The following is a 24,646-nucleotide window of genomic DNA, read 5'->3' as shown; positions in this document are numbered from 1 at the left end:
CATCTCTTCGTTCGGCGGCGATCAAGGCGCCGCGCAAGTTACAGCATCTCCGAGTCGATGATTCTCCAATGGTACTTCAGCAGCGAGTCCAGGCGCTCCTTGTCCTTGCGCCGGAAGCAATCGATGATCTGATGGTGCTCGTTGTTGACCTCCTGGAGCACCCGGCCCATCTTCTCCTTGTCTTCGCTCAGATAGGATTGGCGGATGAAGCTGTTCTTCAGAAGATGGATGGAATCGATCAAGGTCGGGTTGTTGCAGCGGAGGGTGTAGACCTCGTGGAACCGGTATTGGTCGTTGTAATACTCGGAGAAGTCCCGCCGGCCGATGTCCCGGTCGATCTTGTCGGCGATGTCCTTCATCTCGCGCAGATGCTCTTCGCCCAGCAGGTCGATCGCCAGCGACGCGGCGAGCGCGTCCAGCGCGCCGATGACCTGGGAGACGTCCAGCTTCTTCTTGGCGTCGAGAGGCTTCACGATGAAGCCGCGCCTCGGGATGTACTCCAGCAGATTGTCGTTCGTCAGCTGGAACAGCGCTTCCCGGGTCGGCGTGCGGCTGATGTCCAGCGTCTTGCAGATCTCGGCTTCGTTGATCTTCTGATTGGGCAGAAGCGCCCCGTCCTGGATCTTCTGAACGATATGGTTATAGACATGGTCTTTAAGAGACTGGTATCTAGGTGCTTCCAACGGCGCCCCTCCTCTTCGTTCCGTTCGATTCTTCCATGGTGGCACGCAAACTGCAACGGCATGTCCGGCTCTCTCGGATGCCGGATTCATGCTGCGGCCGGAGCGATGCTTGGCGCCGGAGGAGTGAAAATTCATTAATAATATTAACATTGGCAGCGGATTCCTTCAATAAGGAGTTGCCTTCGGAAGCGCTATGTGCGTTATAAATAGTGACATGGGCGAGCGTGGCCAAGCAGGGGCAAGTGAGGCAGGCAGAGCCAAGCAGGGGCAAGTAGGGGCAAGCAGAGCCAAGCAGAGCCAAGCAGGGGCAAGTAGGGGCAATGATGGGTATAGAGGGGCATGGATGGGCAAGTTTGGGCAAGTTTGGGCTATGACAAGCTAGGACAGGCGATGATTAGGTTGAAATAACCCGCAACTATAAGGTATGATAAAGGTCCAAATGAAACGTATATTGTATACAAATTTTGCTTCATTACGTTTCGGGCTTGGACGAGCGCCCGGCGATGGCAGCAAATATGCCGCGATCGCATAGAATGTAGGGCGGGAGGTCTTCGCCGCTAACTCCTCATGTCGGACTTGCCGGGATGGGTTGCCTGCAGCCGCCGCCGAGGCCGAGGGAGATGCCGAACGAGAATTCGTCCATTATGCATACCGGCTTCAATCGATCCTGCTTCCGTAGCGAACTCGGCTATGAATCAGGACATTTTTATACGGTTTTATGTATATTGTATTTTGTATACAAATTTGAAACGGAGGGCGACTGCCATGAGGAGCTCCGAAGCGTTGATCGAAGTGTCGGATCGGATCGGCGCGCGCAATTACCGCCCGCTTCCGATCGTCGTCTCCAAGGCGGAAGGCGTCTGGGTGGAAGATCCCGAAGGCAACCGCTACATGGACATGCTCAGCGCCTATTCGGCCCTGAACCACGGACACCGCCATCCGAAGATTATCCGGGCTCTGAAGGATCAGGCCGACCGGGTGACGCTCGCGTCCCGGGCGTTCCATTCCGAAGCGCTCGGGCTGTTCTACGAGAAGCTGTCGGCATATACGGGCAAGCCGAAGATTCTGGCGATGAACACGGGAGCCGAAGCGGTGGAGACGGCCGTCAAGGCGGTCCGGCGGTGGGCGTACCGCCGCAAGGGCGTCGCTCCGGGCGAAGCCGAAGTCATCGTTTGCGCGGGCAATTTCCACGGCCGGACGATCACGGTCACGTCCTTTTCCTCGTCGGAAGAGTACAAGCGGGACTTCGGGCCGTTCACGCCGGGCTTCCGAATCGTACCGTACGGCGACCTCGCGGCGCTGGAGAACGCCATCGGGCCGAACACGGCCGCCTTCCTCGTCGAACCGATCCAAGGGGAGGCCGGCATCGTCATTCCGCCTGCGGGCTACCTGGCGGCCGCGAAGGAGCTGTGCGCGAAGCATAACGTCCTGTTCGTCGCCGACGAGATCCAGACCGGCTTCGGCCGGAGCGGACGCCGCTTCGCATGCGACTGGGAAGGAGTGAGGCCGGACGTGCTCGTCATGGGCAAGGCGCTCGGCGGAGGCGTCCTCCCGATCTCGGCGGTGGCCGCGGACGAGGAGGTGCTCGGCGTGTTCGAGCCGGGCTCGCACGGGTCGACGTTCGGCGGCAACCCGCTGGCGTGCGCCGTGGCCGTCGCCGCGCTGGAAGCGTTGGAGGAGGAGGACCTGGCGGAGCGGTCCGACCGGCTGGGCCGGTATCTGATCGATCGGCTGAAGGCGATTCGCAGTCCCTATATTCGCGAAGTGCGCGGCCGGGGATTGTTCGTCGGGGTGGAGCTGGACCGGGACGCCCGACCGTTCTGCGAGCGATTGATGGAGCGGGGGCTGCTGTGCAAGGAGACGCACGAGACGACGATCCGGTTCGCGCCGCCGCTAATCATCTCGGAGGAAGAACTCGACTGGGCTATGGGACGGATCGAAGACGTATTGGGAGGGGATCGATGATGCGGGATGCCGCGATGCCGATGGAGATGTGGGAGACGGAGGTCAACAAGAAGGTTCGGCTCATTCGCGTTCCTTTCTGGCTGGGCTGCGGCCGCGCGGGAACGGAGCTCGGGCCGGAGAGCATCATGCGGGCCGGGCTGCTCAGCCAGCTCAAGGGGATCGGCGTGGAGGTCGTCGGCGACAGCGAGGTGGATTGCACGAAGCATCCCGCCGGAGGGACGGCGGACGGCCGGATCAAGTACTTCGCCGAGGTGCGGGAGATGGGCCGCCTCGTGAGCGAGCACGTCTCGCGCGCCGTCGAATCCGGCTTCTTCCCGCTCGTGCTCGGGGGCGACCATAGCGTGGCGATCGGTTCGCTCGCCGGGCTCACCGCCCACTACCGCAACCTGGGCGTCATCTGGTTCGACGCGCACGCCGACCTGAACACGGAGGAGACCTCTCCTTCCGGCAACGCCCACGGCATCCCGCTGGCCGTCGCGCTCGGCCGGGCGAGGTTCAAGCTGACGGACATTCCGGGGGCGTCGCTCATCCGCAAGGAGAGGCTGGTCCTCGTCGGCGTGCGGGACATCGACCCCGGCGAGAAGGAGCTGATCCGCTCGGAGGGGATCGCCTGCTTCACGATGCACGACATCGACAAGCTGGGCATGAAGACGGTCATGGAGAGGGCGATCGCGATCGCCGGGCAAGGGACGGACGGCGTTCATCTCAGCCTGGACCTCGACGCGCTCGATCCGCTCGAAGCGGCGGGGGTCGGAACTCCGGTGCCGGGAGGCGTGAGCTACCGCGAGGCGCACTTCGCGATGGAGCTGCTGGCGGAGTCCGGACTGCTCACGTCCGCGGACATCGTGGAAGTGAACGGGGTTCTCGACTACGACCGGCGCACCGCGCGCCACGCGGTCGAGCTGGCGGCTTCGATGCTGGGCAAACGAATTTTGTAATAAGCACTCATCCTATTCGGCGGCCGGTCCTTTAGCGGATCGGCCGCCTATATTTATGGACTTTTCGATCGGCTCCGCCCCCTTCCAAACCACAACTATGTAATATTAAATTACATAAAACATTCATACCCCTAAATGTAGATCCTTATCCGCCTTAACTTTCAGCTCTTTTCTAGCGTTATCAAGGATTAACGACCCAAAATAATGTTAGAAATATGTAAAATATCATTGTTGTACACGAATAATGGTGTTATAATTCCTTACGTATTTCAAATATTGTGTTATGTATATTGTATACAGAACATGCTGACTGCAATCGATTCTCCTACCGGGAGGGATGGCGGATGACGTGATTGGATAGAGTTCGTTTTTCGGCTGCTTGAAGATCGCTAGGTCTATCGTCAACATCCTATCGGAAGCGGGAGGAGAAACATGCAGAGAAAGAGATTAAACAAACGGCTATTATCCTTATTCCTGGTTCTATCCCTTGTCTTGTCGGCCGCGCTGCCGAGCGCTTGGGCGAGGGAGGCGCCGACCGGCGACCCGGTCGTCGTATCGGACGAGTCCCCGGCGCCGTCCGCCGATCCCGCGCCATCGCCTTCGGCCGATCCGGAGCCGACGCCATCGGCGGAACCGACGCCCACCGCCGAACCGTCCCCGTCCGTCGAACCCGCTCCCTCCGCCGAGCCGACCCCGCCGGCATCCCCGGCCCCCTCGGAGGAGCCGGCTCCGACGGAGACGCCCGCGGAATCGCCGCAGCCCTTCGACGCCGCCGCGGCCGCGCTGAAGGAAGGCGAGGCGGGCTACGCGGCCTATCAATACATGACCTACTTATCCTCCACGATCGGCACGAGAGTGGTAGGAAGCGAGCAGGAAGCACAGGCCGCCGCCTACATCGAGTCCGCCTTCAAGGACATGGGGCTGGCGACGGCGAAGCTTCCGTTCAGCTACACTCGCTCGGGCACGACGATCAACTCGCAGAACGTCGTCGCGACCAAGCAAGGCAAATCCTCCCGGGTCGTCTATGTCGGCGCCCACTACGACTCCGTCAGCGCGGGCAAAGGCACGGACGACAACGCGTCCGGCGTCGGCGTCATGCTGGAGGCGGCCAAGACGGTCGCCAAGGCCGACGTCCCGTACACGATCAAGTTCATCGCCTTCGGAGGCGAAGAAGCGGGTCTTCGAGGCTCGAAGGACTTCGTCTCCAAGATGACGCCCGAAGAGATCAAGAACGCTGTCGCGATGATCAATCTCGACAGCCTCGCGGCCGGCGACAACATGCATATCTACGGCAGCGCGGGCTACGAAGGCTTCGTACGCGAGCTCGGGCTCGACATCGCGGAGCGTCTGAAGCTTAACGTGACCACGCAGCAAGGGTTGAACCCGGAATACCCCGCGGGCACGACCGGGGACTGGAGCGACCACGCCCCGTTCAAGGCGGCCGGCATTCCGTACGGTTACCTGGAGGCGACCAACTGGACGCTCGGCGACATGGACGGATACACCCAGACCGAGAAGGACGGCGAGATCTGGCATACGCCGAAGGACACGCTCGACTACATCTCGCAGAACTACCCCGGCCGCATCGAAGAGCATCTGAGCACGTTCTCGACGCTGCTCTCGACCCTCCTGCTCGAGATCGCCGAACCGGCTCCGCAGACGCTGACGCTGAGCAGCAACAAGGCGTCGATCACGGAGAAGCGCACGATCGACGTGGAGTTCGACATGCCGAGCACGTCGGCCGTCGGCGACCTGAAGTGGACGTTCGGCGGCAAGGAGCTGTCCGAATGGAAGAAGTTCAAGAACGGAGGCTTCAACGGAGATCCGTTCATCAAGCTTGAAGGAACGCCCGTCGTCGAAGACGGCAAGCTGAAGGCGAAGCTGACGTTCGATCTCGTGTTCGACACGACGAACCTGTCGGGCAACCGCGCCCGCTACCCCGCGCTGCTCGGAACGTACGACCTGGCCGTCTCCGGCAAGAGCGGCAACGTCATCGGACAAGCCCCGGTCAAGCTGAACGTCTACGACGACTATCATCCGTACGACGAGATCAAGCCGGCCCTCGACGAGATCATGGCGAGCCCGGACAAGAAGAACCGCTACATCGAGACGAAGGTCATCGGCAAGTCGGTGCAGGACCGCGACATCCTGTTCTCGATCGTCGCCAAGGATCAGAAAGCCGTCGACGACTACTTGAATAAGACGCTTCCGGCGATGATGAACGATCCGGAAGGCCTGCAGAAGCAGATCGAAGCCGGAACGCTTAAGGATTACAAGGTGCCGATCTGGATCAACAACATCCACCCGGACGAAGCTCCCGGCGTGGACGCCATCATCAATATTTTCCGATCGCTCGCGACCCAGAACACCGTCACCTACCAAACGACCGACGACAAGGGCGCCGAACAGACGATTACGCTGGACATCGACAAGGCGCTGGACAACGTCATCTTCCTGCTTAATTACACGGAGAACCCGGACGGCCGCTACTTGAACACCCGCGCGAACTCGCTCGGCTTCGACCTGAACCGGGACAACTCCTACCAGACGCAGCCGGAGACCCAGCAGGTCATGGGCGAGCTGGCGAAGTGGATGCCGACGAGCTTCCTCGACTTCCACGGCTTCGTCGGCCAGTTCCTGATCGAGCCGTGCACGCCGCCGCACGATCCGAACTTCGAATACGACCTTCTGATCGACAACATGGTGGAGCAGGCGACTCTCATGGGGCGCGCGGGCGTGGCGAACACGAAGTACGACGTTTTCCATATTCCGTACGTTGAAGCCAAGAAGTCGGCCGAAGATCCGAACTACAAGCCGATCGCCAACGCGACCGGATGGGACGACGCATCCCCGGCGTACACCGCCGTGTTCGCGATGCATCACGGGGCGCTGGGCCACACGATCGAGATTCCGGAGCTGAACCAGGACTCGACGAACGCGCTGTACTACACCGCCCTGGCGGCGACGAAGTATCTCGCGGACAACAAGGACCGCCTGTTCCTGAACCAGCTCGAGATTTACAAGCGCGGCATGGACAACGAGGACAACCGCGCCGTCGACAAGTACCTGGTGAACGCCAAGTACGAGGTGATCGGACGTCCGCGCGGCGGCAACGAGAACTTCTTCCCCGAATACTACGCGCTGCCGGTCGACAACGCGCTGCAGAAGAACCCGGACGCCGCTTACCAAATGGTCAAGTACCTGCTGCATAACGGCGTCAAGGTCGAGAGGACGAAGACGAGCGTCAAGGTCGGAGACACGACGTATCCGAAGGGCACCTTCGTCGTCAACATGCATCAAGCGAGCCGCGGCTTCGCGAACCTCGTTCTGTACGACGGCTTCAACGTCTCCGACTTCGAAGAGATGTATTCCGACATCATTCAGAGCTTCCCGGAGATGAGGGGCTTCGACAGCTACGAGATCCGCACGGCCGGCGCGTTCAAGAACAAGACGAACGTCTATACGTCGGAAAACGAAATGACGATTCCGGGAACGACGGTTCCCGGCAGCTCGTACGAATACGTCATCCGCAATAACGGCAACGCGGCCGTTCAAGCCGTCAACGAGCTGATCGGCGCCGGCAAGAAGGTGACCCTGCTGGCGAACGGCGGAGGAACGGGAACGAGCGTCTACGAGAAGGGCGACTTCCTCGTCTCGTACTCCAACCTGAAGACCGTAAAGGACAAATACTTGCTGAAGGTCGTGCCGTTCCCGGCGGCGGGCGACAAGACCGGCAAGGTGCTGAAGCCGGCGGTCGTCGGCGCGACGGCCAAGAGCAATCCGGAATTCGTCCTGAAGCAGCTCGGCTTCCAGGTGACGAACGACCTGGCGGCGGCCGAAGTGCTGCTGAACGCGGGCAGCGCCGACCTGATCAAGACGAAGCCGTACATCGGCTTCGGCCGCACCGGCATGAGCCTGTTCAAATCGGCGGGCGTCGCCCCCGGCTTCGATTATAAGGCCGAGAATGCTTACGAGGGCTTGTACCGCGCCGTGTTCGACCAGGACAGCGCGATTACGGCGCCTTACGAAGCGGAAGATTATCTGTACACGAACACCGGCTCTTACATTACCGCGGTGCCGGAAGGCGCCAAGGTCGTCGCGACGATCAAGGACGCGGCCGACTTCTTCGTCGCCGGCTGGTGGCCGACCCATGCGGCGGCCCAAGGCAAGACGGCGGGCTTCACGTACGCCAAGGACGGCGTGAACGCGACGATCTTCGCTTCGGACTCGTTCAACAAGGATCATCCGCAGGCGCAATTCCGGCTTATGGCCGAAGCCGTCTACGCGGCGTCCGCACCGGCCGCCGAAGGCTCGATGGACGACGGTCCGCGCACGAGGCCCCCGGTATCGTCGCCGGGCTCCGGAACGGTCGATACGCCGACGGAACCGACGACTCCGACGGAACCGACCACGCCGACCGCGCCGACCGAGCCGACCACGCCGACGAGCCCGACCGACCCGACGACTCCGGCCGTCGTTCCGGACTTCAAGGATCTCGGCCAAGCCCGGTGGGCCGTCGACGCGATCAAGTCGCTGGCCGCCAAGGGCGTCGTCACCGGCGTAAGCGAAGACAGCTTCGCTCCGGCGAAGCAAGTGACCCGCGCCGAATTCCTGGCGATGCTCGTCCGCGCGTTCGGGCTGCTCGATTCGCAGGCTAGCGCGTCGTTCTCCGACGTGCCGTCCGGATCGTGGTCCTACCCGTTCGTCGCCACCGCCGTCAAGCTGAACCTGGCTCAAGGCACGGGCGGCGGCAAGTTCGATCCGAGCCGCCCGATCACGCGCGAAGAGATGGCGGTCATGGCCGCCAACGCTCTCAAGCTGGTCAAGGGCAAGCAGGCGGCCGACGTCGAAGCCGCGCTGAAGAAGTTCAAGGACAGCGCGAACTTCGCCTCCTACTCCAAGGACGCGATCGCCCTGCTGACGGAGGAAGGCGTCGTCAGCGGCGTATCCGCCGACGTCTTCCTTCCGAAGGGAGTCGCGACCCGCGCCGAAGCGGCCGTCATCGTCTTCAAACTGCTGGGCGTGGAATAAGCTTCGCGAGCGCAATTGGAAAGTGCGATGCGCCATACGCTATGCGCCATACTCTTTGCACCATACGCTATGCACCATACACCATTCGCCATGCGGCAAGGCCCCGGACAACCGGGGTCTTGCTTTTTTGTCGGGCCCGCACTCCCTCTAACGAACACAGGAAGCGCTATTTGGCACCCAAAGCCCACTTTTGGAACTCTAACGAACCCCAGCGACCTTATTTGGGATCCATAAGGCAAAATAGAGGCTTCCGGGACGAAATAGCGTTTCTACGGTTCGTTAGAGCCTGAAAATCCTCCTTTTCGCCGAAATAGCGTCAACTGGGTTCGTTAGCCTCCAGTCCCTCTAACTCGCCTCAGCCGCCGCCATCCAACCACCGACGAGCTTCTGCGCGCCACCCCAGCATGAGTATGGGACAAAGGCAGAGCATTCGGCTCCGCCAACAAGTCGGAATATCTAAAATCAAGGTCGGGATATTGGTGAGCGTCCCTCGTCCCCAATCTTTACAATAAGCACTATACAACGAGGAAATGAGGAATCAGCCTATGAGACAGAGCGGATGGAGCGACGCGTTCAAGAAGCTGAAGCGTTACCGGGCGCTGTTCTTGATGGTGCTGCCGGGATTGATCTACCTGGCCGTCAACAACTACCTGCCGATGCTCGGGGTCGTCATCGCGTTCAAAAACATCGACTACTCGCACAGAGGGCTGTTCGGACTGATCTACTACAGCGACTGGATCGGCTTCAAGAACTTCGAGTACCTGTTCAAGACGAACGACGCCATGGTCATCACGCGCAACACGCTGCTCTACAACGGCGGCTTCATCATCGTCAACACGCTCGTCGCCATCGGGCTCGCCATCGTGCTGAACGAAGTGCGCAATCGTCTGGCCTCGCGCTTTTACCAGAGCCTCGTTCTGCTGCCGTACCTGATCTCGATGGTTATCGTCGGCTACCTGGTGCTCTCGCTGCTGAACGTCGAGAACGGCTTCGTGAACAAGCACATCCTGCCGATGTTCGGCGTCGATCCGATCTCCTGGTACAGCGAATCGAAGTATTGGCCGTACATCCTGACGATCGTGAACTTGTGGAAAAACATCGGCTACTTCTGCATCATCTACCTGGCGTCCATCATCGGCATCGACCACGAGTTCTACGAGGCGGCGACGATCGACGGGGCCAGCAAGTGGCAGCAGATTCGCAGCATCACCGTTCCGCTGATCGCGCCGACCATCACGGTCATGACGCTTCTCGGCATCGGACGCATTTTCTACTCCGACTTCGGATTGTTCTACCAGGTTCCGCTGAACTCGGGGCCGCTGCAATCGACGACCGACGTTATCGACACTTACGTCTACCGCGGGCTGATGACGCTCGGAGACATCGGAATGTCGTCCGCCGCCGGCCTGTACCAAGCGCTCGTCGGATTCATCCTCGTCTTGATCTCGAACTACGTCGTCGCCCGCCGCGACCGCGATCAGGCGCTATTCTAACCGGAAGGGAGCGATCGTTCGATGAAAACCAACCAGATGAACCAGACGGCGGTCCACGTCTTCCTTATTCTGCTGTCCGCCGCTTGCCTGTTCCCGTTCCTCCTGCTGTTCATGGCTTCGATCACGGACGAGCAGTCGATCGTCAAGGACGGCTACACGCTGTTCCCGAGCCGCCTGAGCCTTGACGCCTATTCGTACCTATGGAATCAGGCGTCGACGATGGCCCGTTCCTACGGAATTACGGTCCTGATCACGATCGTCGGCACCTTCGTCGGCCTGCTCATCTCGTCCTTGCTCGCTTACCCGCTGTCCCGCAAGGACATGCCGCTTCGCGGAATTCTCGCGTTCCTCGTCTTCTTCACGCTGCTGTTCAACGGAGGCCTCGTGCCGACCTACCTGGTCTACACGGAGCTGTTCCACATGAAGAACACGCTGATGGCGCTTATCGTGCCGGGCCTTCTGACCAACGGATTTTTCGTCCTGCTGATCCGCTCCTTCTTCAGCACCTCGATTCCGGCGGCGATCATCGAGTCGGCTTACATCGACGGGGCTTCGGAGTTTAAAATTTTCTACCGGATCGTTCTGCCGCTCTCGCTGCCGATTCTGGCCACGATCGGGCTTATGCTGACGATCTCGTACTGGAACGACTGGTTCAACGGCCTCATCTACATCACCGAGCCGAAGCTGTTCAGCATTCAGAACCTGCTCAACCGGATGCTGAGCAACATTCAGTTCCTGCAGCAGAACAGCCTCGGGGGCAACTCGTCCCAGGCGGCCGCGGCCATCCCGATGAACTCGGTGCGCATGGCGATGGCGGTCATCGGGATTCTGCCGATCATCTGCATCTATCCGTTCTTCCAGAAGTACTTCGTCAAGGGGTTGACGATCGGGGCCGTCAAGGGCTGATTCCAGGCTTCATCATCCGGCTTGATCCGATAGCCCTTCCGGGGATCGGTGAGCATAAATAGCGTAATTACGGGATTTGGGGGACAAGACAACATGACTGCAAAGCAAGGCAAACTCGCTTGGGGCGGGGCGGCGCTGCTCGCGCTCTCGCTCGCTCTCACCGCCTGCGGCGGCTCGAACGGCTCGAATTCTTCTCCGGCCGCGAGCGGCTCTTCGTCCTCGTCGGACAACGGCTCGAAGCCGGTCGAACTGACGATGGCCTTCATGAATTTCGGCACTCTCACCGACATTAAGTCCGTCCAGGACGAGATCAACAAGATTACGTCCGCGAAGATCAACGCGACAGTGAAGCTGATGCCGATCGACATATCCGCCTGGGCGCAGCAGACGAACCTGCTCCTCGCCGGCAACGAGAAGCTCGATCTGCTCGTCACGTCTTCGTTCTACAACTACAGCAGCCAAGTCGCGAAGAACCAGCTGCTTCCGCTCGACGACTTGCTCGCCCAATACGGAACCGGCATCAAGGACACGATGAACGAGAAGATTTACAACGGCACGAAGATCGACGGGAAAATCTACGGAATCCCGAGCGTGCGCGACACGGCGGCAGACTACGGCATGATCATGCGCAAGGACATCGTCGACAAGCACGGCATCGACCTTAGCGCGCTAAAGACATTCGAGGATCTCGGAACGGTGTTCCAGACGATCAAAGACAAGGAGCCGGGCTTGATTCCGCTGGTGCAGAACACTCAGTCCCAGACGGTCGCTTCCATTATGTACAACAAGGACATCGACATGCTCGGAGACGGTCTCGGGGCGATGATGATCAACAAGAACGACCTGAAGGTCGTCAACATGTTCGACACCCAGGAATACAAGGACGCCGTCGCGCTCGCGCGCAAATGGTACGAAGCCGGCTATGTCATGCAGGACGCGGCGACGACCCAGGAGACCGGCAACAGCCTCGTGAAGGCGGGCAAGGCGTTCGGCTACCTCTCCAACATGAAGCCCGGCTTCGAGCAGCAGGACAGCAAGGTAGACGGACACGAGATGGTCGCGGTCCGGTTCACGAAGCCGGTCACCCAATCGACGAGCGCCAACGGATTTATGATGTCCATCCCGCGCAACAGCAAGTACCCGGATCGCGCCATGCAGCTGTTGAACCTGCTGTATACCGACAAGGATATCGTCAACCTGCTGGACAACGGGATCGAAGGGAAGCACTATGTCGTGAACGCGGACGGAACGATCAAGGTTCCGGACGGAGCGACCGACGTCGGCTACGTATTCAACCAGTGGGAGATCGGCAACAACGCCCTCGCCCGCGTCTGGGAAGGCACTCCGCCCGACATCTGGGATCAGATCAAGAAGTTCAACGATTCGGCGATCTTCTCGAAGGCGCTCGGCTTCACGTTCGACGCGAGCCCGGTGAAGACCGAGGTGGCCGCGGCCACGAACGTGCTGAACCAATACAAGCTCGGCCTGGAGTCGGGAAGCCTCGATCCGGCCCTGATCTCCGAATTCAACGCCAAGCTGAAGGCGGCGGGGCTCGATAAGATTATCGCCGAGAAGCAGAAGCAGCTTGACGCGTGGGCGGCGGCCAACGCGCAATAATCGGGATGAAGGAAGCGCGGCACCGTCTTCGGAAGGGTTCGCGCTTCTTTCTTCAAGGAGGAGAACGAGCGATGGCGAGCGGTTATCCGGAAGGGTTTTTGTGGGGGGCGGCGACGGCCGCGCATCAAGTCGAAGGCAATAACGTGAACAGCGACACCTGGGCGGAGGAGAACGCGAAGGGATCTCCCTACGCCGAACGCTCCGGGGACGCGATCGACCACTATCGGCTGTACCGGGAGGATATCGCGCTTCTGGCGCGTCTCGGCCTGAAGGCGTATCGCTTCTCCATCGAGTGGGCGCGGATCGAGCCGGAAGCCGGCCATTATTCCCGGTCGGCCATCGAGCACTACCGGGACGTCCTGATCGCTTGCCGGGAGCACGGCCTTACCCCCGTCGTCACGCTGCATCACTTCACGTCGCCGCGATGGCTCATGCGCTTCGGCGGCTGGTCCGATCCCGCGACGGCGGACCGGTTCGCCGCATACTGCGAGACGGTCGTCCGGGAGCTCGGCGACTTGATTCCGTACGCGCTTACGATGAACGAGGTCGACCTCCCGGTCATGCTCCGGGACCTGTTCGCCTCGATCGGGCAGACGCCGCCCGTCGGCATCGCGGCGGAGTCGTGGACGGCTCCGGAGTGGCGGGAGGAGGCGGCCCGCCTGTGCGGAACGACCGCCGACAAGTACCGTCCGTTCCTGACGGCCTCGGACGAAGCGTCCATCGCCGTCGTCAAGGATGCGCACGTCAAAGCCCGCGCCGCGATGAAGCGGATTCGGCCGGACATCCAGGTCGGGCTGACGCTCGCGCTGCCGGACGTCCAGGCGTTGCCGGGCGGGGAAGAGCGAGCGGAGAACGTATGGAACGGCTACTTCCGGCAATATCTGGACGTTATCTCCGGAGACGACTTCCTTGGGCTTCAGAATTACACGCGCGAGGTTTACGGACCGGACGGCGCCGCCATTCCGGAAGCCGGCGCCGAGCTGACGCAGATGGGGTACGAATACGACCCCGAAGCGCTCGGCCGCGTGGTGCGCCAGGTCGCCCGCGATTTGAGCATCCCGATCGTCGTGACGGAGCACGGCGTCGCGACGGACGACGATACCCGCCGCGTGGAGTTCATCCGCCGGGGGCTGGAGGGACTGCAAGGCTGCCTGGCCGACGGAATCGACGTGAGGGGCTACTTCTACTGGTCGGCGTTCGACAACTTCGAATGGAACTTCGGCTATTCGAAGACGTTCGGCATCGTCGCCGTCGACCGGTCCACGCAGGAGCGGACGGCGAAGGAGAGCGGGAGATATCTGGGGGAGATCGCCCGGAACAACGGGCTTGGCCGCCCGTAGAAAGGGCGCGGGCCTTGCGGACGAGACCCGGGGTTCGGCTTGGCCGGCCGGGAGCGCGGTTTGGAGATGGGCGGTTTGGAGATGGGCGGTATGGCGATAGAGAGTCCGGCTTGCGAGTCGGACCGAGAAGGGGAAGGAGACGGGCGACATGCTTGAAGTATACGATTTGCGCTGCGAATACAGGATCAACCCGATCGGGCTCGGGGCGCGGCTTCCGCGCCTCAGCTGGAAGCTAAGGTCGGAGGCGAGAGGAACGCGGCAGTCGGCTTACCGGCTGCAGGTGTCGGAGGACAGGGACTTCGCTTCCTTCCTCTGGGATTCCGGGCGCGTCGAAGGGGACGCTTCCGTTCACGTGGAGCCGACGGGGGTCGCCCTTCGCTCCCGCGCCCGGTACTACTACCGGGTCGAGGTCTGGAACGAGCGGGGAGAGAGCTCCGGCTGGTCGGCGCCGGGGACGTATTGGGAGACGGGGCTGCTGACGACGGGCGAATGGACGGCGGACTGGATCTCGGCTCCGCAAGGGCTTGAACCGGGAGAGGCGTGCCCGATGCTGCGGAAGGCCTTCCGGCTGGACGGAGCCGTGAAGTCGGCCCGCCTCTACGCCACGGCGCTCGGCTTGTACGAGCTGGAGCTGAACGGCCGGCGGGTCGGGGACCATTATTTTACGCCGGGGTGGACCAGCTACGACGCGAGGCTGCAATACCAGGCCTACGACGTGACGGAATACCTCGTTCAAGGGGAGAACGTCGTCGGCTCCTGGCTCGGCAACGGCTGGTACAAAGGCTACCTGGGCTGGGACGGCCACAACGAGCTGTACGGAGAGCGGACGGCTCTGCTGCTTCAGCTTCACGCGACGCTCGAGGACGGGCGCGAGATCGTCGTCCGGTCCGACGGGAGCTGGAAGGCGGCGACGGGGCCGATCCTCCTGTCGGAGATTTACCACGGGGAGACGTACGACGCCCGGCTGGAGCGGGACGGCTGGAGCTCGCCCGGCTGCGCGGAAGGCGGCGAGGACGGCGGAGGCGATTGGCGGGACGTGGAGGTGCTTGAGCGGCCGAAGGACATTCTGATCGCTCAGGAGAACGTCCCGGTGCGGAAGATCGAAGAGATCCGGCCGATCGGCCTGATCCGCACGCCGGAAGGCGATACCGTCATCGACATGGGCCAGAACATGGTCGGCTGGGTTCGCTTCGTCGTACGGGGCGAAGCCGGGCGGGAAGTGGAGCTCCGCCACGCCGAGGTGCTCGACAAGGACGGCAACTTCTATCTCGGCAACATCCGCGAGGCGAAGCAGACGATCCGCTATACGAAGAGGAGCGGCGAGCCCGAGACGTTCGAGCCCCGCTTCACGTTCCAGGGCTTCCGCTACGTCCGCTTGACCGGCTTCGCGGAGCCGGTCCGTCTGGAAGACTTCGCGGGCGTCGTCGTCCATTCCGACATGGAGAGAACCGGCCGCTTCGAATGCTCGGACCCGCTCGTCAACCAGCTCCAGCACAACATTCTGTGGGGGCTCAAGGGCAACTTCCTCGACGTCCCGACGGACTGCCCGCAGCGCGACGAGAGGCTCGGCTGGACGGGCGACGCCCAGGTGTTCGCCCGCACGGCGACGTATCTGGCGAACGCGGCGCCGTTCTTCGCCAAGTGGATGGGAGACTTGAAGGCGGACCAGCTGGAGGACGGAAGCGTTCCGTTCGTCGTGCCGAACATGCTCGTGAGGAAGCCGAGCAAGGGGGGATTCCCGCCTCCGTACAACTCCGCCGCTTGGGGCGACGCGGCCACGATCGTGCCGTGGACGGTCTACTTGAGCTACGGCGACAAGCGGATTCTCGAGGACCAGTACGACAGCATGAAGGGCTGGGTCGAATTCATCCGCCGCCAAGGGGACAACGAGTACCTGTGGGACACCGGCTTCCACTTCGCGGATTGGCTCGCTCTCGACGCGAAGCCGGGCGCCTACATGGGCGCGACGGATATGCATTACGTCGCGACGGCCTATTACGCCTACTCGACGTCCATCGTGAGGAAGGCCGCGGAGATACTGGGCAAGACGGAAGACGCGAAGCGCTACGCGGAGCTGTACGAAGGAATCGTGCGAGCCTTCCATGACGAATACGTCACGCCGTCCGGCCGGCTCGCCGTTCCGACCCAGACCGCTCAGGTCGTAGGCTTGTATTTCGGGCTGCTCGAGGGCAAGGCGAAGGAGAAGGCGGCCGCCAAGCTGGCGAAGCTGCTGGAGGAGAACGACCATCATCTGACGACCGGCTTCGTGGGCACGCCTTACCTGAACTTCGCGCTCAGCCTGAACGGGCATAACGACGAAGCTTACAGGCTGCTGCTGCAGAAGGACTTCCCTTCGTGGCTGTATCAGGTGACGAAGGGCGCGACGACGATCTGGGAGCATTGGGACGGCATCCGGGAAGACGGCACGTTCTGGAGCGACGCGATGAATTCGTTCAATCACTACGCTTACGGGGCGATCGGCGACTGGCTGTACCGGTGCGTCGCGGGCATCGACACGGCCGAGGAGGGCGCGGGCTACAAGCGGCTCCGCATTCATCCGCGGCCGGGCGAAGGGCTGACGTGGGCGGAAGGCCGCCTCGAGACGATGTACGGCACGGTCGTCTCCCGGTGGAGCCGGTCGGAGGGCGGAATGGAAGTCCGCGTCGTCGTTCCGCCGAACGCGACGGCGGAGATCGTGCTTCCGGGAGCGGCGCTGGAAGGCGTGCGCGAGAACGGAGGAGCGCTCGGGGCGGCGAACGGCGTCTCGTCGGCGGAGCAGACCGCCGAAGGAGTCCGGCTCGAGGCGGGCTCCGGGGACTACCGGTTTGTCTATCAAATTTAGGATGGGGAGATGGAATCGATGGAACGCGATCTCAAAGCGCTCATCTCGGCAATGACTCTCGAAGAGAAAGCCGGACTGTGCTCCGGACTCGACTTCTGGAATACGAAGGGGATCGAGCGGCTCGGCATTCCGTCCGTCATGATGACCGACGGGCCGCACGGGCTGCGCAAGCAGAAGGCGAGCGCCGATCACCTGGGGCTGTTCGACAGCGTGCCGGCGACCTGCTTCCCGTCCGCCGCGGGCCTCGCCAGCTCGTGGGACCGCGAGCTGATCGGTAAGGTTGGCGCCGCGCTCGGCGAGGAATGCCAGGCCGAGAACGTCGCGGTGCTGCTCGGGCCCGGCGCGAACATCAAGCGCTCCCCGCTCTGCGGCCGCAACTTCGAATATTTCTCGGAGGACCCTTACCTGTCCTCCGAGCTGGCGGCCGCGCACATTGAAGGCGTGCAGAGCCAAGGCGTCGGCACGTCGCTCAAGCACTTCGCCGCCAACAACCAGGAGCACCGCCGCATGACCGGCGATTCCGTCGTCGACGAGCGGACGCTGCGCGAGATCTACTTGGCCAGCTTCGAAGGCGCCGTCAAGAAGGCGCAGCCTTGGACGGTCATGTGCTCCTACAACAAAGTGAACGGAACGTTCGCCTCGGAGAACCCGACTCTGCTGACGGACATCCTCAAGGACGAGTGGGGCCACGAAGGCTTCGTCGTGTCCGACTGGGGAGCGGTCAACGAGCGCGTCGACGGATTGGCCGCGGGCCTCGAGCTCGAGATGCCGTCCAGCAACGGGGCCGGCGACCGCAAGATCGCCGAAGCGGTGCGTTCCGGCAAGCTGGCCGAGGAGAAGCTGGACGCCGCGGTGGAGCGGCTGCTGACCGTAATTTTCCGCGCGGTCGACGCCCGCAAGCCTGACGCGTCTTACGACGCGGAGGCCCATCACCGCCTCGCTCGCGAGGTGGCTAGAGAGTGCATGGTGCTGCTCAAGAACGAGGGCGGGCTCCTGCCTCTGGCGAAGACGGGCCGGATCGCGGTCATCGGGGAGCTGGCCGAGCAATCGCGCTATCAAGGGGGCGGCAGCTCTCACGTGAAGCCGACCCGGTTGGAGCGAATCCGCGAGGAGCTGGCCGCCGTGGCCGGACCGGCCGTCGACTTCGTCTACGCGCAAGGCTACGAGCTGGCCAGCGACGCCGTCCATGACGAGCTGTTCCGGGAAGCGGCGGAAGCGGCCCGCGGGGCGGACGTCGCGATCGTGTTCGCCGGACTGCCGGAGCGCTACGAGTCCGAAGGGTTCGACCGGACGCACCTGCGCATTCCGGACAATCAGGCGAAGCTGATCGAAGCGGTCGCCGCGGCGCAGAGCCGGGTCGTCGTCGTGCTCAGCAACGGCGCTCCGATCGAGATGCCGTGGCTCGGCCGCGTGTCGGCGGTGCTGGAGGCGTATCTGGGCGGCCAGGCGCTCGGCGGGGCGATCGCGGATCTCGTCTTCGGCGAGGCGAACCCGTGCGGGAAGCTGGCGGAGACGTTCCCCGTCCGCCTGGAGCACAATCCGTCCTACCTGAACTTCCCGGGCGAAGGCGACAGGGTGGAGTACCGGGAAGGGCTGTTCGTCGGCTACCGGTATTACGACGCCAAGCGCATCGAGCCGCTGTTCCCGTTCGGCCACGGCCTTAGCTACACGAGCTTCGAGTACGGCGGCTTGGCGATGGACCGCTCCGTCATCGACGACACCGAGACCGTGAACGTCTCCGTGCGGGTGAGGAACGTCGGGGCCCGGACCGGGAAGGAGATCGTCCAGCTCTACGTCCGGGACGTCGAGAGCTCGGTCATTCGCCCGGAGAAGGAGCTCAAGGGCTTCGCCAAGGTCGAGCTTCGGCCCGGGGAAGAGAAGGAGGTCGTCTTCGCGCTGGAGAAGCGGGCGTTCGCGTTCTATGACGTCGAGCTCAAGGACTGGCGCGTCGAGTCGGGCGAATTCGAGATTCTCGTCGGCTCCTCCTCGGCCGATATCCGGTTGAAGGAGACGCTGACCGTGCGCTCGACCTCGAAGCTGGCGAAGCGGTTCGACCGCAATACCACGGTCGGCGACCTGCTCGCGGATCCGGTCGGAGGGCCCGCCGTCAAGGAATTGATGAAGAATTCGCCGTTCCCGCTGCCGGAAGATTCGGACGGCGAAGCCGCCGACATGATGGCCGCGTTCGCCCGCTACCTGCCGCTGCGCGCCATCGTCGCCTTCAGCGGCGGCGCCTTCACGGACGAGGCGCTGGAGGCGTGGCTGGATCGATTGAACGGCTCTAATGGAATCGAATAACGCGCAAGCAGCCCTCGCGATGGCAGGATGTCGCGGGGCTGCTTTTTTTCTGCGAAAAACCGCTTCGCTAACCGAGTTCTTCGGATATGGAGATAGGGAAGTCTCGTTCCTGGTTCCAATCCGAATCATGGGTACGAGTCTAACGGACTCGGGAGACGCTGTTTCGCGTCAGAAGCTCATTTTGAAATTCTAACGAACCCCAGCGATCTTATTATTAAGGGCAACTCGGGGGAAAAACGGGCTTCCGGCAATAGCGTCCATACGATTCGTTAGAGCTGAAAAAGGCTTGTTATCAACGAAATAGCGTCTCCACGATTCGTTAGAGCCTCCCGCCCCGTCGAGACTGGAAGAGGCGCGAAGAATCTCTCTACCCGGCACGATCCCCGCAATTTCGTATAGGCAACTCCTATGGTTATATGTAATATCGGTATTTCACATCGCGATCGTCTATAGATAAAATCGAATCAGGAAGCGCCCCTTAGGGTGGTTCGCGCTCCACTTAACCGCCTTCTGAGGAGATGACTTCATGGGACCGCTTGAAGGGATAAAAGTAATCGAAATCGCGCATTGGCTCGTCGCTCCGTACTGCACGAACATGCTGTCCGACCTGGGGGCCGAGGTGGTTAAGATCGAACCCTTGACCGGCGACCAGGTCCGCGGCTCGGGCAGCTACTTCAAGGACGGCGAGAGCTACCTGTTCGCGGCCTACAACCACGGCAAACGCTCCGTCTCCTTGAACCTGAAGGAGCCGGAAGGGCTTCAGATCGCCCTCGACCTGTGCCGCGGCGCCGACGTCATCGTCGAGAATTACCGGCCGGGAACCTGCGACAAGCTGGGAGTCGGCTACGAGCGGATCCGGGAGATCAATCCCCGCATCGTCTACTGCTCGATCTCCGCGTTCGGGGATACGCCGGAATACGCGCGGCGGCCCGGCATGGACCCGATCGTCCAAGGGATGGGGGCGGTGATGAGCTTGACCGGGGAGGCCGGCGCGAACGGCAAGCCGCTCCTGGTCGGAGTGCCGGTCGCCGACAACTCGACCGCCTACATGGCGTTCGGGGCGATCTGCGCGGCGCTGCTGGATCGGGAGCGGACGGGGAAGGGGCAGCGGGTTCAGCTGAACCTGATCGACACGATGGCGTTCAACCTGTCCACCCGGTTCGGCCAATACGTCGCGACCGGGCGCTCTCCCGAGCCGATGGGCAGCCAGCACGCGGAGGTCGTGCCGTATCAGGCGTTCCGAACCCGGGACGGCTGGCTTATGGCGGGAGCCCAGACGGACCGGGCATGGCGGGTCTTCTGCGAGGTGATCGGCCGCCCCGAGCTGGCCGACCATCCCGATTACGCGACGAACCGGCTTCGGCTCGCCCATCGGGAGCGCTTGACCGAACGGCTCGACGCCGTGTTCGCGGAGCGGACGACGGAGGAATGGTGCGCCGCGCTGGCGGAGCATAACGTGCTGCACGGGCCGATCTGGGACGTGGAGCAGCTCGTCGGCAGCGACCTGATTCGCGACCACGGCATCATCGAGAACGTGGAGCACTCCGTGTTCGGGAGCCTGCCCGTCCTTCGCACGCCGATCCGCTTCTCCGAGAGCGAGGTCGCCGTGCAGGGGCCTCCGCCGCTGCTGGGCGAGCATACGCGGGAAGTGCTCCGCGAGCTCGGGTACGACGCCGCCGAGATCGAGCGGCTCGTCCGATTCGGAGTCGTCAACGTCCGCGACGGACGCGGCGCGCAGCGGCCGACGGCGGAACCGCCGGCGGGATCTCCGGCCGGAACGACGCTCCGATCGTCGGCGGCACCGACGGCCGGATCGACGGCGGAGCCGGCTGTCGGATCGATGACGGAATCGGCTATCAGCTCGACGTCGGGGACACCGACGGGAACGACGGGAGGCGAGACGGCATGAAGCTGCCGGGCAGGGCTTGGATTCGGGAGGTAGGACCTCGGGACGGCTTGCAGAACGAGCCGGAACCGCTCGGCACGGAGGATAAGATCGCGTGGATCGACCGGCTGTCGTCCACGGGGCTCGGCTACATCGAGACGACCTCCTTCGTCAGTCCCCGGTGGATTCCGGCATTGGCGGACGCGATGGAGGTCGCCCGCGGCCTCCGCCGCCGTCCCGGCGTCGTCTACGCGGCGCTCGTGCCGAATGCCCGGGGCCTCGAGAGGGCTCTGGAAGCCGGGATCGACGAAGTGTCCGTCTTCCTGTCGGCCAGCGAGACCCACAACCGGAGCAACATCAACAAGAGCATCGCCGAGACGCTGCCGGTCGTCGCCGAGGTGTCCGAGGCGGCGAGGTCCGCCGGACGAACGGTGCGCGGCTACGTCTCGACCGCGTTCGGCTGTCCCTACGAGGGCAAGGTGAAGCTGGACGACGTCGTTCGGGTGACGGACTTCCTGCTCGAGAACGGAGCTTCGGAGGTATCGTTGGGGGACACGATCGGCGTCGCCATTCCCCGGCAGGTGGAGGAGGCGCTGGAGAAGCTGCTCGCCCGCTACCCCGCCGACCGGCTGGCTCTGCACTTCCACGATACGCGGGGCATGGCCCTGGCGAACATTGCCGGCGCGCTCCGGATGGGAATCGCCCGATTCGACGCATCGACCGGAGGGCTCGGCGGCTGCCCTTACGCGCCGGGAGCATCGGGCAACGTCGCTACCGAAGACGTCGTCCATATGCTGAGCGAGATGGGCATCGAGACGGGAGTCTCGCTTCCGGAGCTCATCGACGCGGCCGGGTTCGTCCAATCGAAGCTGGGCAAGCGGCTGCCGAGCCGCGGACTGCAGGCGCGCGGGAGACGGCCATAACGCTATAGGGGGGCTTGCTGCCCGAGGCGGCGGCCCGCTTTTCCGGCGCGAATTGAATCCGCTTACACGATCGAAGGGAAGTCATTTAAAGGGGGACTCGAAAATGGTCAAGAACAAACGCAAGTCGGCATGGACGGCGACGGCGGCGATCCTGTTAGGCTTCGCGCTCATCCTCGGCGGGTGCAGCGGCTCCGGGGACGGCAGCCCTTCGGCTTCGTCGCCTTCAAGCCCGTCCGGTTCCGAATCGGCATCCGGACAGGAGAAGCCGGTCGAGCTGACGCTGGCGTTCATCGGAATCGGCACGATGACGGACGTTCAGGCGGTGCAGGAGGAGATCAGCAAGATCACGAAGCAGAAGATCAACGCGACCGTGAAGCTGATGCCGATCGACGTCTCCGCCTGGCAGCAGCAGACGAACCTTCTTCTGGCCGGCAACGAGCCGCTCGATCTGCTGGTTACTTCGTCGTTGTTCAATTACAGCAGCCAAGTCGCCAAGGGGCAGCTGCTTCCTCTCGACGAGCTGCTGGAGAAGTACGGGCCCGGCATCAAGGATACGCTGGAGCCGATCGTGTTCGAGGGGACGAGAATCAACGGGAAAATCTACGGCGTGTCCAGCTTCCGCGAGGTGGCGGCCGACTACGGCTTCATCGCCCGGAAGGATCTGCTGGACAAGTACGGCATCGACCTGAGCCAGGTGAAGACGTACGAGGATCTCGGCCCCGTTTTCCAGAAGATCAAAGAGAACGAACCGGGCATCTACCCGCTCGTTCAACGTTCGAACACGAACGGCATCGCGGGCGAGCTCGTCGCCAGCCAATTCGACAGCCTGGGAGAGGGCTTGGGCGTTCTGGAGCTGGGCGAAGGCAGCACGAAGGTCGTCAATCTGTTCGAGACGCAGAAGTACAAGGACGCGGTCGAGCTCGCCCGCAAATGGTACCAAGCGGGGTACCTCATGCCCGACGCCGCCACGACGCAGGAGACCAACACCGCGCTGATCAAGGCGGGCAAGGCGTTCGGCTACTTGTCCAACATGAAGCCGGGCTTCGAGGAGCAGGAGAACCAGTTGAACGGATACGAGATGGAAGCGGTCCGGCTGACGAAGCCGGTAGGCGGGGCGACGGGACCGAGCGCCTTCATGCTGTCCATTCCGAAGAACAGCAAGAACCCGGAACGAGCCATGCAGCTCATGAACTTGCTGTATACCGACGCCGACGTCATCAACCTGCTGGACAACGGAATCGAAGGCAAGCATTACGTGAAGACGGAGAAGGGGCAGATCAAGGTTCCCGACGGCACGAAAAGCGGGTACACGTTTAACCAATGGGAAGTCGGCAACGCCGCTCTGACCTATACGTGGGAAGGAACCGATCCGGACCATTGGAACCAGCTGAAGCAGTTCAACAAGGAGGCGACCTACTCCCCCGCGCTCGGCTTCTCCTTCGACGCCACGCCGGTCAAGACCGAGGTCGCCGCGGTGACGAACGTGGTGAACCAGTACCGGTCGGGACTCGATTCGGGAAGCCTGGATCCGAAGGTGCTGACCGACTTCGTGTCCAAGCTGAAGCAGGCGGGCGGCGACAAGATCATCGCCGAGAAGCAGAAGCAGCTGGACGCCTTCCTGGCCGTCAACGGCAAATAAGGGCGCGGCCGCGCGCGGGGAAGACGGGAAGGACGGCAGGACGGCGGGAAGGGCTGCGGGAAGTCGGAAAGGCGGGATGCGCGCCGCTGGGCAACCGGGCGCACTCAGGCAACCGAGGCATCCGCCATCCCCCAGAGGGCTCAAGAGCCGTCGACGACTTCTCTCAGCACCTGGATGAACCGCTGCGCGGCCACCGTCAATCTCTGGTTGCGGGCGCGTATCCAGCCGAACCGGAGCGCGACGTCGTTGCCTTCGATGTCGAAGGCCATGATGTCGCCGGCCTGCACGTAAGGGTCCTTCCGAACCGAGAAGTCCGGATAGAAGCCGACGGCGATTCCTTGCGAGATGATTTTCTTGGCCGCTTCCGTGTACCCCAGCGTGAGCAGGACGTTGAGCTCGTCGGAGCCCAGCATCCGCTTCAGGTAATCCTCTTGGCGGTACCCGCTCTGCAGCGTAATGAGAGGCTGCTTCAGAATCTCTTCCTTGGGGAGCGGGTTGCGCAGAGGCATGGAGGAGTGCCGGCCGACGTAGACCATATAGGTTCCCGTCAGCAAGGGATGGAATTCGATCCGGGGATCGAGCGAATCCTCGGGGAGCCGCGAGATGAGGCCGACGTCGACCCGGTTCGCCGCGACGTCCCGCGTAATCTCGTTCGTGCCGTCTTCCCGGACCTCGATCCGGACGGCGGGGTGCCTCTTCTTGAAGGCGGAGAGGACGTCGCTCAGATAGGCGTTGCACATGCTCGGAATCGCGGCGATGTTCAGGCTGCCGCTCGCCAGGTCCGTCTCGGCGCGGACTTCGTCGTAAATCTCTTCGACCATGTTGAGCACGTTCTGGGCTTTGGGAAGCAGCGATTCGCCGATCGGCGTCAGCCGAATGCCGGAGCGGGACCGTTCGAACAGCTTGACGTTCAGGTCGCTCTCCAGGTTGGCGATCGATTGGCTGACGCTCGGCTGCGCGATGTGAAGGTGCTCGGCGGCCTGCGAGAAGGAGCCGAAGCGGGCGACCGCGACGAAGTGCTGCAGCTGTTCCGTGCGCATGCGAATACCATCCTTTTCGAATTCAATAGGCGTTGTCGATGGAAGA

General features: G+C 62.5%; 14 protein-coding genes. 12 read left to right on the top strand and 2 right to left on the bottom strand.

Going from position 1 to position 24,646, the window contains the following annotated elements; translation table 11 throughout:
* Window positions 1-38 precede the first annotated feature (38 nt).
* Window positions 39-683 carry a GntR family transcriptional regulator gene (locus tag H7B90_RS19045; protein ID WP_185137464.1) on the bottom strand — a complete coding sequence of 215 codons (645 nt, stop codon included), beginning with the start codon at window positions 681-683 and terminating at the stop codon, window positions 39-41.
* Between the two features lie 765 nt (window positions 684-1,448).
* On the opposite strand from H7B90_RS19045, the gene H7B90_RS19040 reads away from it, so the two are divergent.
* The 12 genes from H7B90_RS19040 (at window position 1,449) to H7B90_RS18985 (ending at window position 23,560) form a co-directional block, all read left to right on the top strand.
* Window positions 1,449-2,648 (top strand): ornithine--oxo-acid transaminase, encoded by a 1,200-nt coding sequence (locus H7B90_RS19040; protein ID WP_185137463.1) that lies wholly within the window; start codon window positions 1,449-1,451, stop codon window positions 2,646-2,648.
* Entirely contained in the window at window positions 2,645-3,586 is a 942-nt protein-coding gene (rocF, locus tag H7B90_RS19035; RefSeq protein ID WP_246578893.1) for an arginase, read from the top strand. The genes H7B90_RS19040 and rocF overlap by 4 nt, the downstream gene beginning before the upstream one ends.
* A gap of 432 nt (window positions 3,587-4,018) precedes the next feature.
* A complete protein-coding gene (locus H7B90_RS19030) occupies window positions 4,019-8,617 on the top strand; it encodes a M20/M25/M40 family metallo-hydrolase (RefSeq protein ID WP_185137462.1) in 4,599 nt (1,532 codons plus the stop codon).
* Between the two features lie 545 nt (window positions 8,618-9,162).
* Window positions 9,163-10,110 (top strand): ABC transporter permease, encoded by a 948-nt coding sequence (locus tag H7B90_RS19025; RefSeq protein ID WP_246578892.1) that lies wholly within the window; start codon window positions 9,163-9,165, stop codon window positions 10,108-10,110.
* 21 nt (window positions 10,111-10,131) lie between these two features.
* Window positions 10,132-11,016, top strand: a complete 885-nt coding sequence (locus tag H7B90_RS19020; RefSeq protein WP_185137461.1) for a carbohydrate ABC transporter permease — start codon at window positions 10,132-10,134, stop codon at window positions 11,014-11,016.
* A gap of 93 nt (window positions 11,017-11,109) precedes the next feature.
* On the top strand, window positions 11,110-12,633 hold the full coding sequence (locus H7B90_RS19015; protein WP_185137460.1) for an ABC transporter substrate-binding protein: 1,524 nt from the start codon (window positions 11,110-11,112) through the stop codon (window positions 12,631-12,633).
* A gap of 71 nt (window positions 12,634-12,704) precedes the next feature.
* Complete coding sequence (locus tag H7B90_RS19010; RefSeq protein ID WP_185137459.1) at window positions 12,705-13,973, top strand: glycoside hydrolase family 1 protein; 1,269 nt, start codon at window positions 12,705-12,707, stop codon at window positions 13,971-13,973.
* 148 nt (window positions 13,974-14,121) lie between these two features.
* Window positions 14,122-16,815 (top strand): family 78 glycoside hydrolase catalytic domain, encoded by a 2,694-nt coding sequence (locus H7B90_RS19005; RefSeq protein ID WP_185137458.1) that lies wholly within the window; start codon window positions 14,122-14,124, stop codon window positions 16,813-16,815.
* Window positions 16,816-16,833: 18 nt separating this feature from the next.
* Window positions 16,834-19,113: a beta-glucosidase family protein gene (locus tag H7B90_RS19000; protein WP_185137457.1), complete on the top strand. Its 2,280-nt coding sequence runs from the start codon at window positions 16,834-16,836 to the stop codon at window positions 19,111-19,113.
* A gap of 526 nt (window positions 19,114-19,639) precedes the next feature.
* Window positions 19,640-21,022 (top strand): CaiB/BaiF CoA transferase family protein, encoded by a 1,383-nt coding sequence (locus H7B90_RS18995; RefSeq protein WP_185137456.1) that lies wholly within the window; start codon window positions 19,640-19,642, stop codon window positions 21,020-21,022.
* Window positions 21,019-21,921, top strand: coding sequence for a hydroxymethylglutaryl-CoA lyase (locus H7B90_RS18990; RefSeq protein WP_185137455.1), 903 nt, complete (start codon window positions 21,019-21,021; stop codon window positions 21,919-21,921). Before H7B90_RS18995 ends, H7B90_RS18990 begins: the two co-directional genes overlap by 4 nt.
* A gap of 103 nt (window positions 21,922-22,024) precedes the next feature.
* Window positions 22,025-23,560, top strand: a complete 1,536-nt coding sequence (locus H7B90_RS18985; protein WP_185137454.1) for an ABC transporter substrate-binding protein — start codon at window positions 22,025-22,027, stop codon at window positions 23,558-23,560.
* Between the two features lie 140 nt (window positions 23,561-23,700).
* Here H7B90_RS18985 and H7B90_RS18980 read toward each other — a convergent pair whose 3' ends face one another.
* Window positions 23,701-24,600, bottom strand: coding sequence for a LysR family transcriptional regulator (locus tag H7B90_RS18980; protein ID WP_185137453.1), 900 nt, complete (start codon window positions 24,598-24,600; stop codon window positions 23,701-23,703).
* Window positions 24,601-24,646 lie beyond the last annotated feature (46 nt).

It is taken from the genome of Cohnella xylanilytica (genome assembly GCF_014212175.1).
Taxonomy (GTDB): Bacteria; Bacillota; Bacilli; order Paenibacillales; family Paenibacillaceae; genus Cohnella; species Cohnella xylanilytica.
The sequence above is the reverse complement of the archived record's forward strand: the minus strand, read 5'-3'. Positions and strand labels throughout refer to the sequence as shown.

Coding starts and splice junctions, on each gene's coding strand:
- H7B90_RS19040 (WP_185137463.1), top strand. CDS start 1,449: ATGAGGAGCTCCGAAGCGTTGATCGAAGTGTCGGATCGGATCGGCGCG.
- rocF (WP_246578893.1), top strand. CDS start 2,645: ATGATGCGGGATGCCGCGATGCCGATGGAGATGTGGGAGACGGAGGTC.
- H7B90_RS19030 (WP_185137462.1), top strand. CDS start 4,019: ATGCAGAGAAAGAGATTAAACAAACGGCTATTATCCTTATTCCTGGTT.
- H7B90_RS19025 (WP_246578892.1), top strand. CDS start 9,163: ATGAGACAGAGCGGATGGAGCGACGCGTTCAAGAAGCTGAAGCGTTAC.
- H7B90_RS19020 (WP_185137461.1), top strand. CDS start 10,132: ATGAAAACCAACCAGATGAACCAGACGGCGGTCCACGTCTTCCTTATT.
- H7B90_RS19015 (WP_185137460.1), top strand. CDS start 11,110: ATGACTGCAAAGCAAGGCAAACTCGCTTGGGGCGGGGCGGCGCTGCTC.
- H7B90_RS19010 (WP_185137459.1), top strand. CDS start 12,705: ATGGCGAGCGGTTATCCGGAAGGGTTTTTGTGGGGGGCGGCGACGGCC.
- H7B90_RS19005 (WP_185137458.1), top strand. CDS start 14,122: ATGCTTGAAGTATACGATTTGCGCTGCGAATACAGGATCAACCCGATC.
- H7B90_RS19000 (WP_185137457.1), top strand. CDS start 16,834: ATGGAACGCGATCTCAAAGCGCTCATCTCGGCAATGACTCTCGAAGAG.
- H7B90_RS18995 (WP_185137456.1), top strand. CDS start 19,640: ATGGGACCGCTTGAAGGGATAAAAGTAATCGAAATCGCGCATTGGCTC.
- H7B90_RS18990 (WP_185137455.1), top strand. CDS start 21,019: ATGAAGCTGCCGGGCAGGGCTTGGATTCGGGAGGTAGGACCTCGGGAC.
- H7B90_RS18985 (WP_185137454.1), top strand. CDS start 22,025: ATGGTCAAGAACAAACGCAAGTCGGCATGGACGGCGACGGCGGCGATC.
- H7B90_RS18980 (WP_185137453.1), bottom strand. CDS start 24,600: ATGCGCACGGAACAGCTGCAGCACTTCGTCGCGGTCGCCCGCTTCGGC.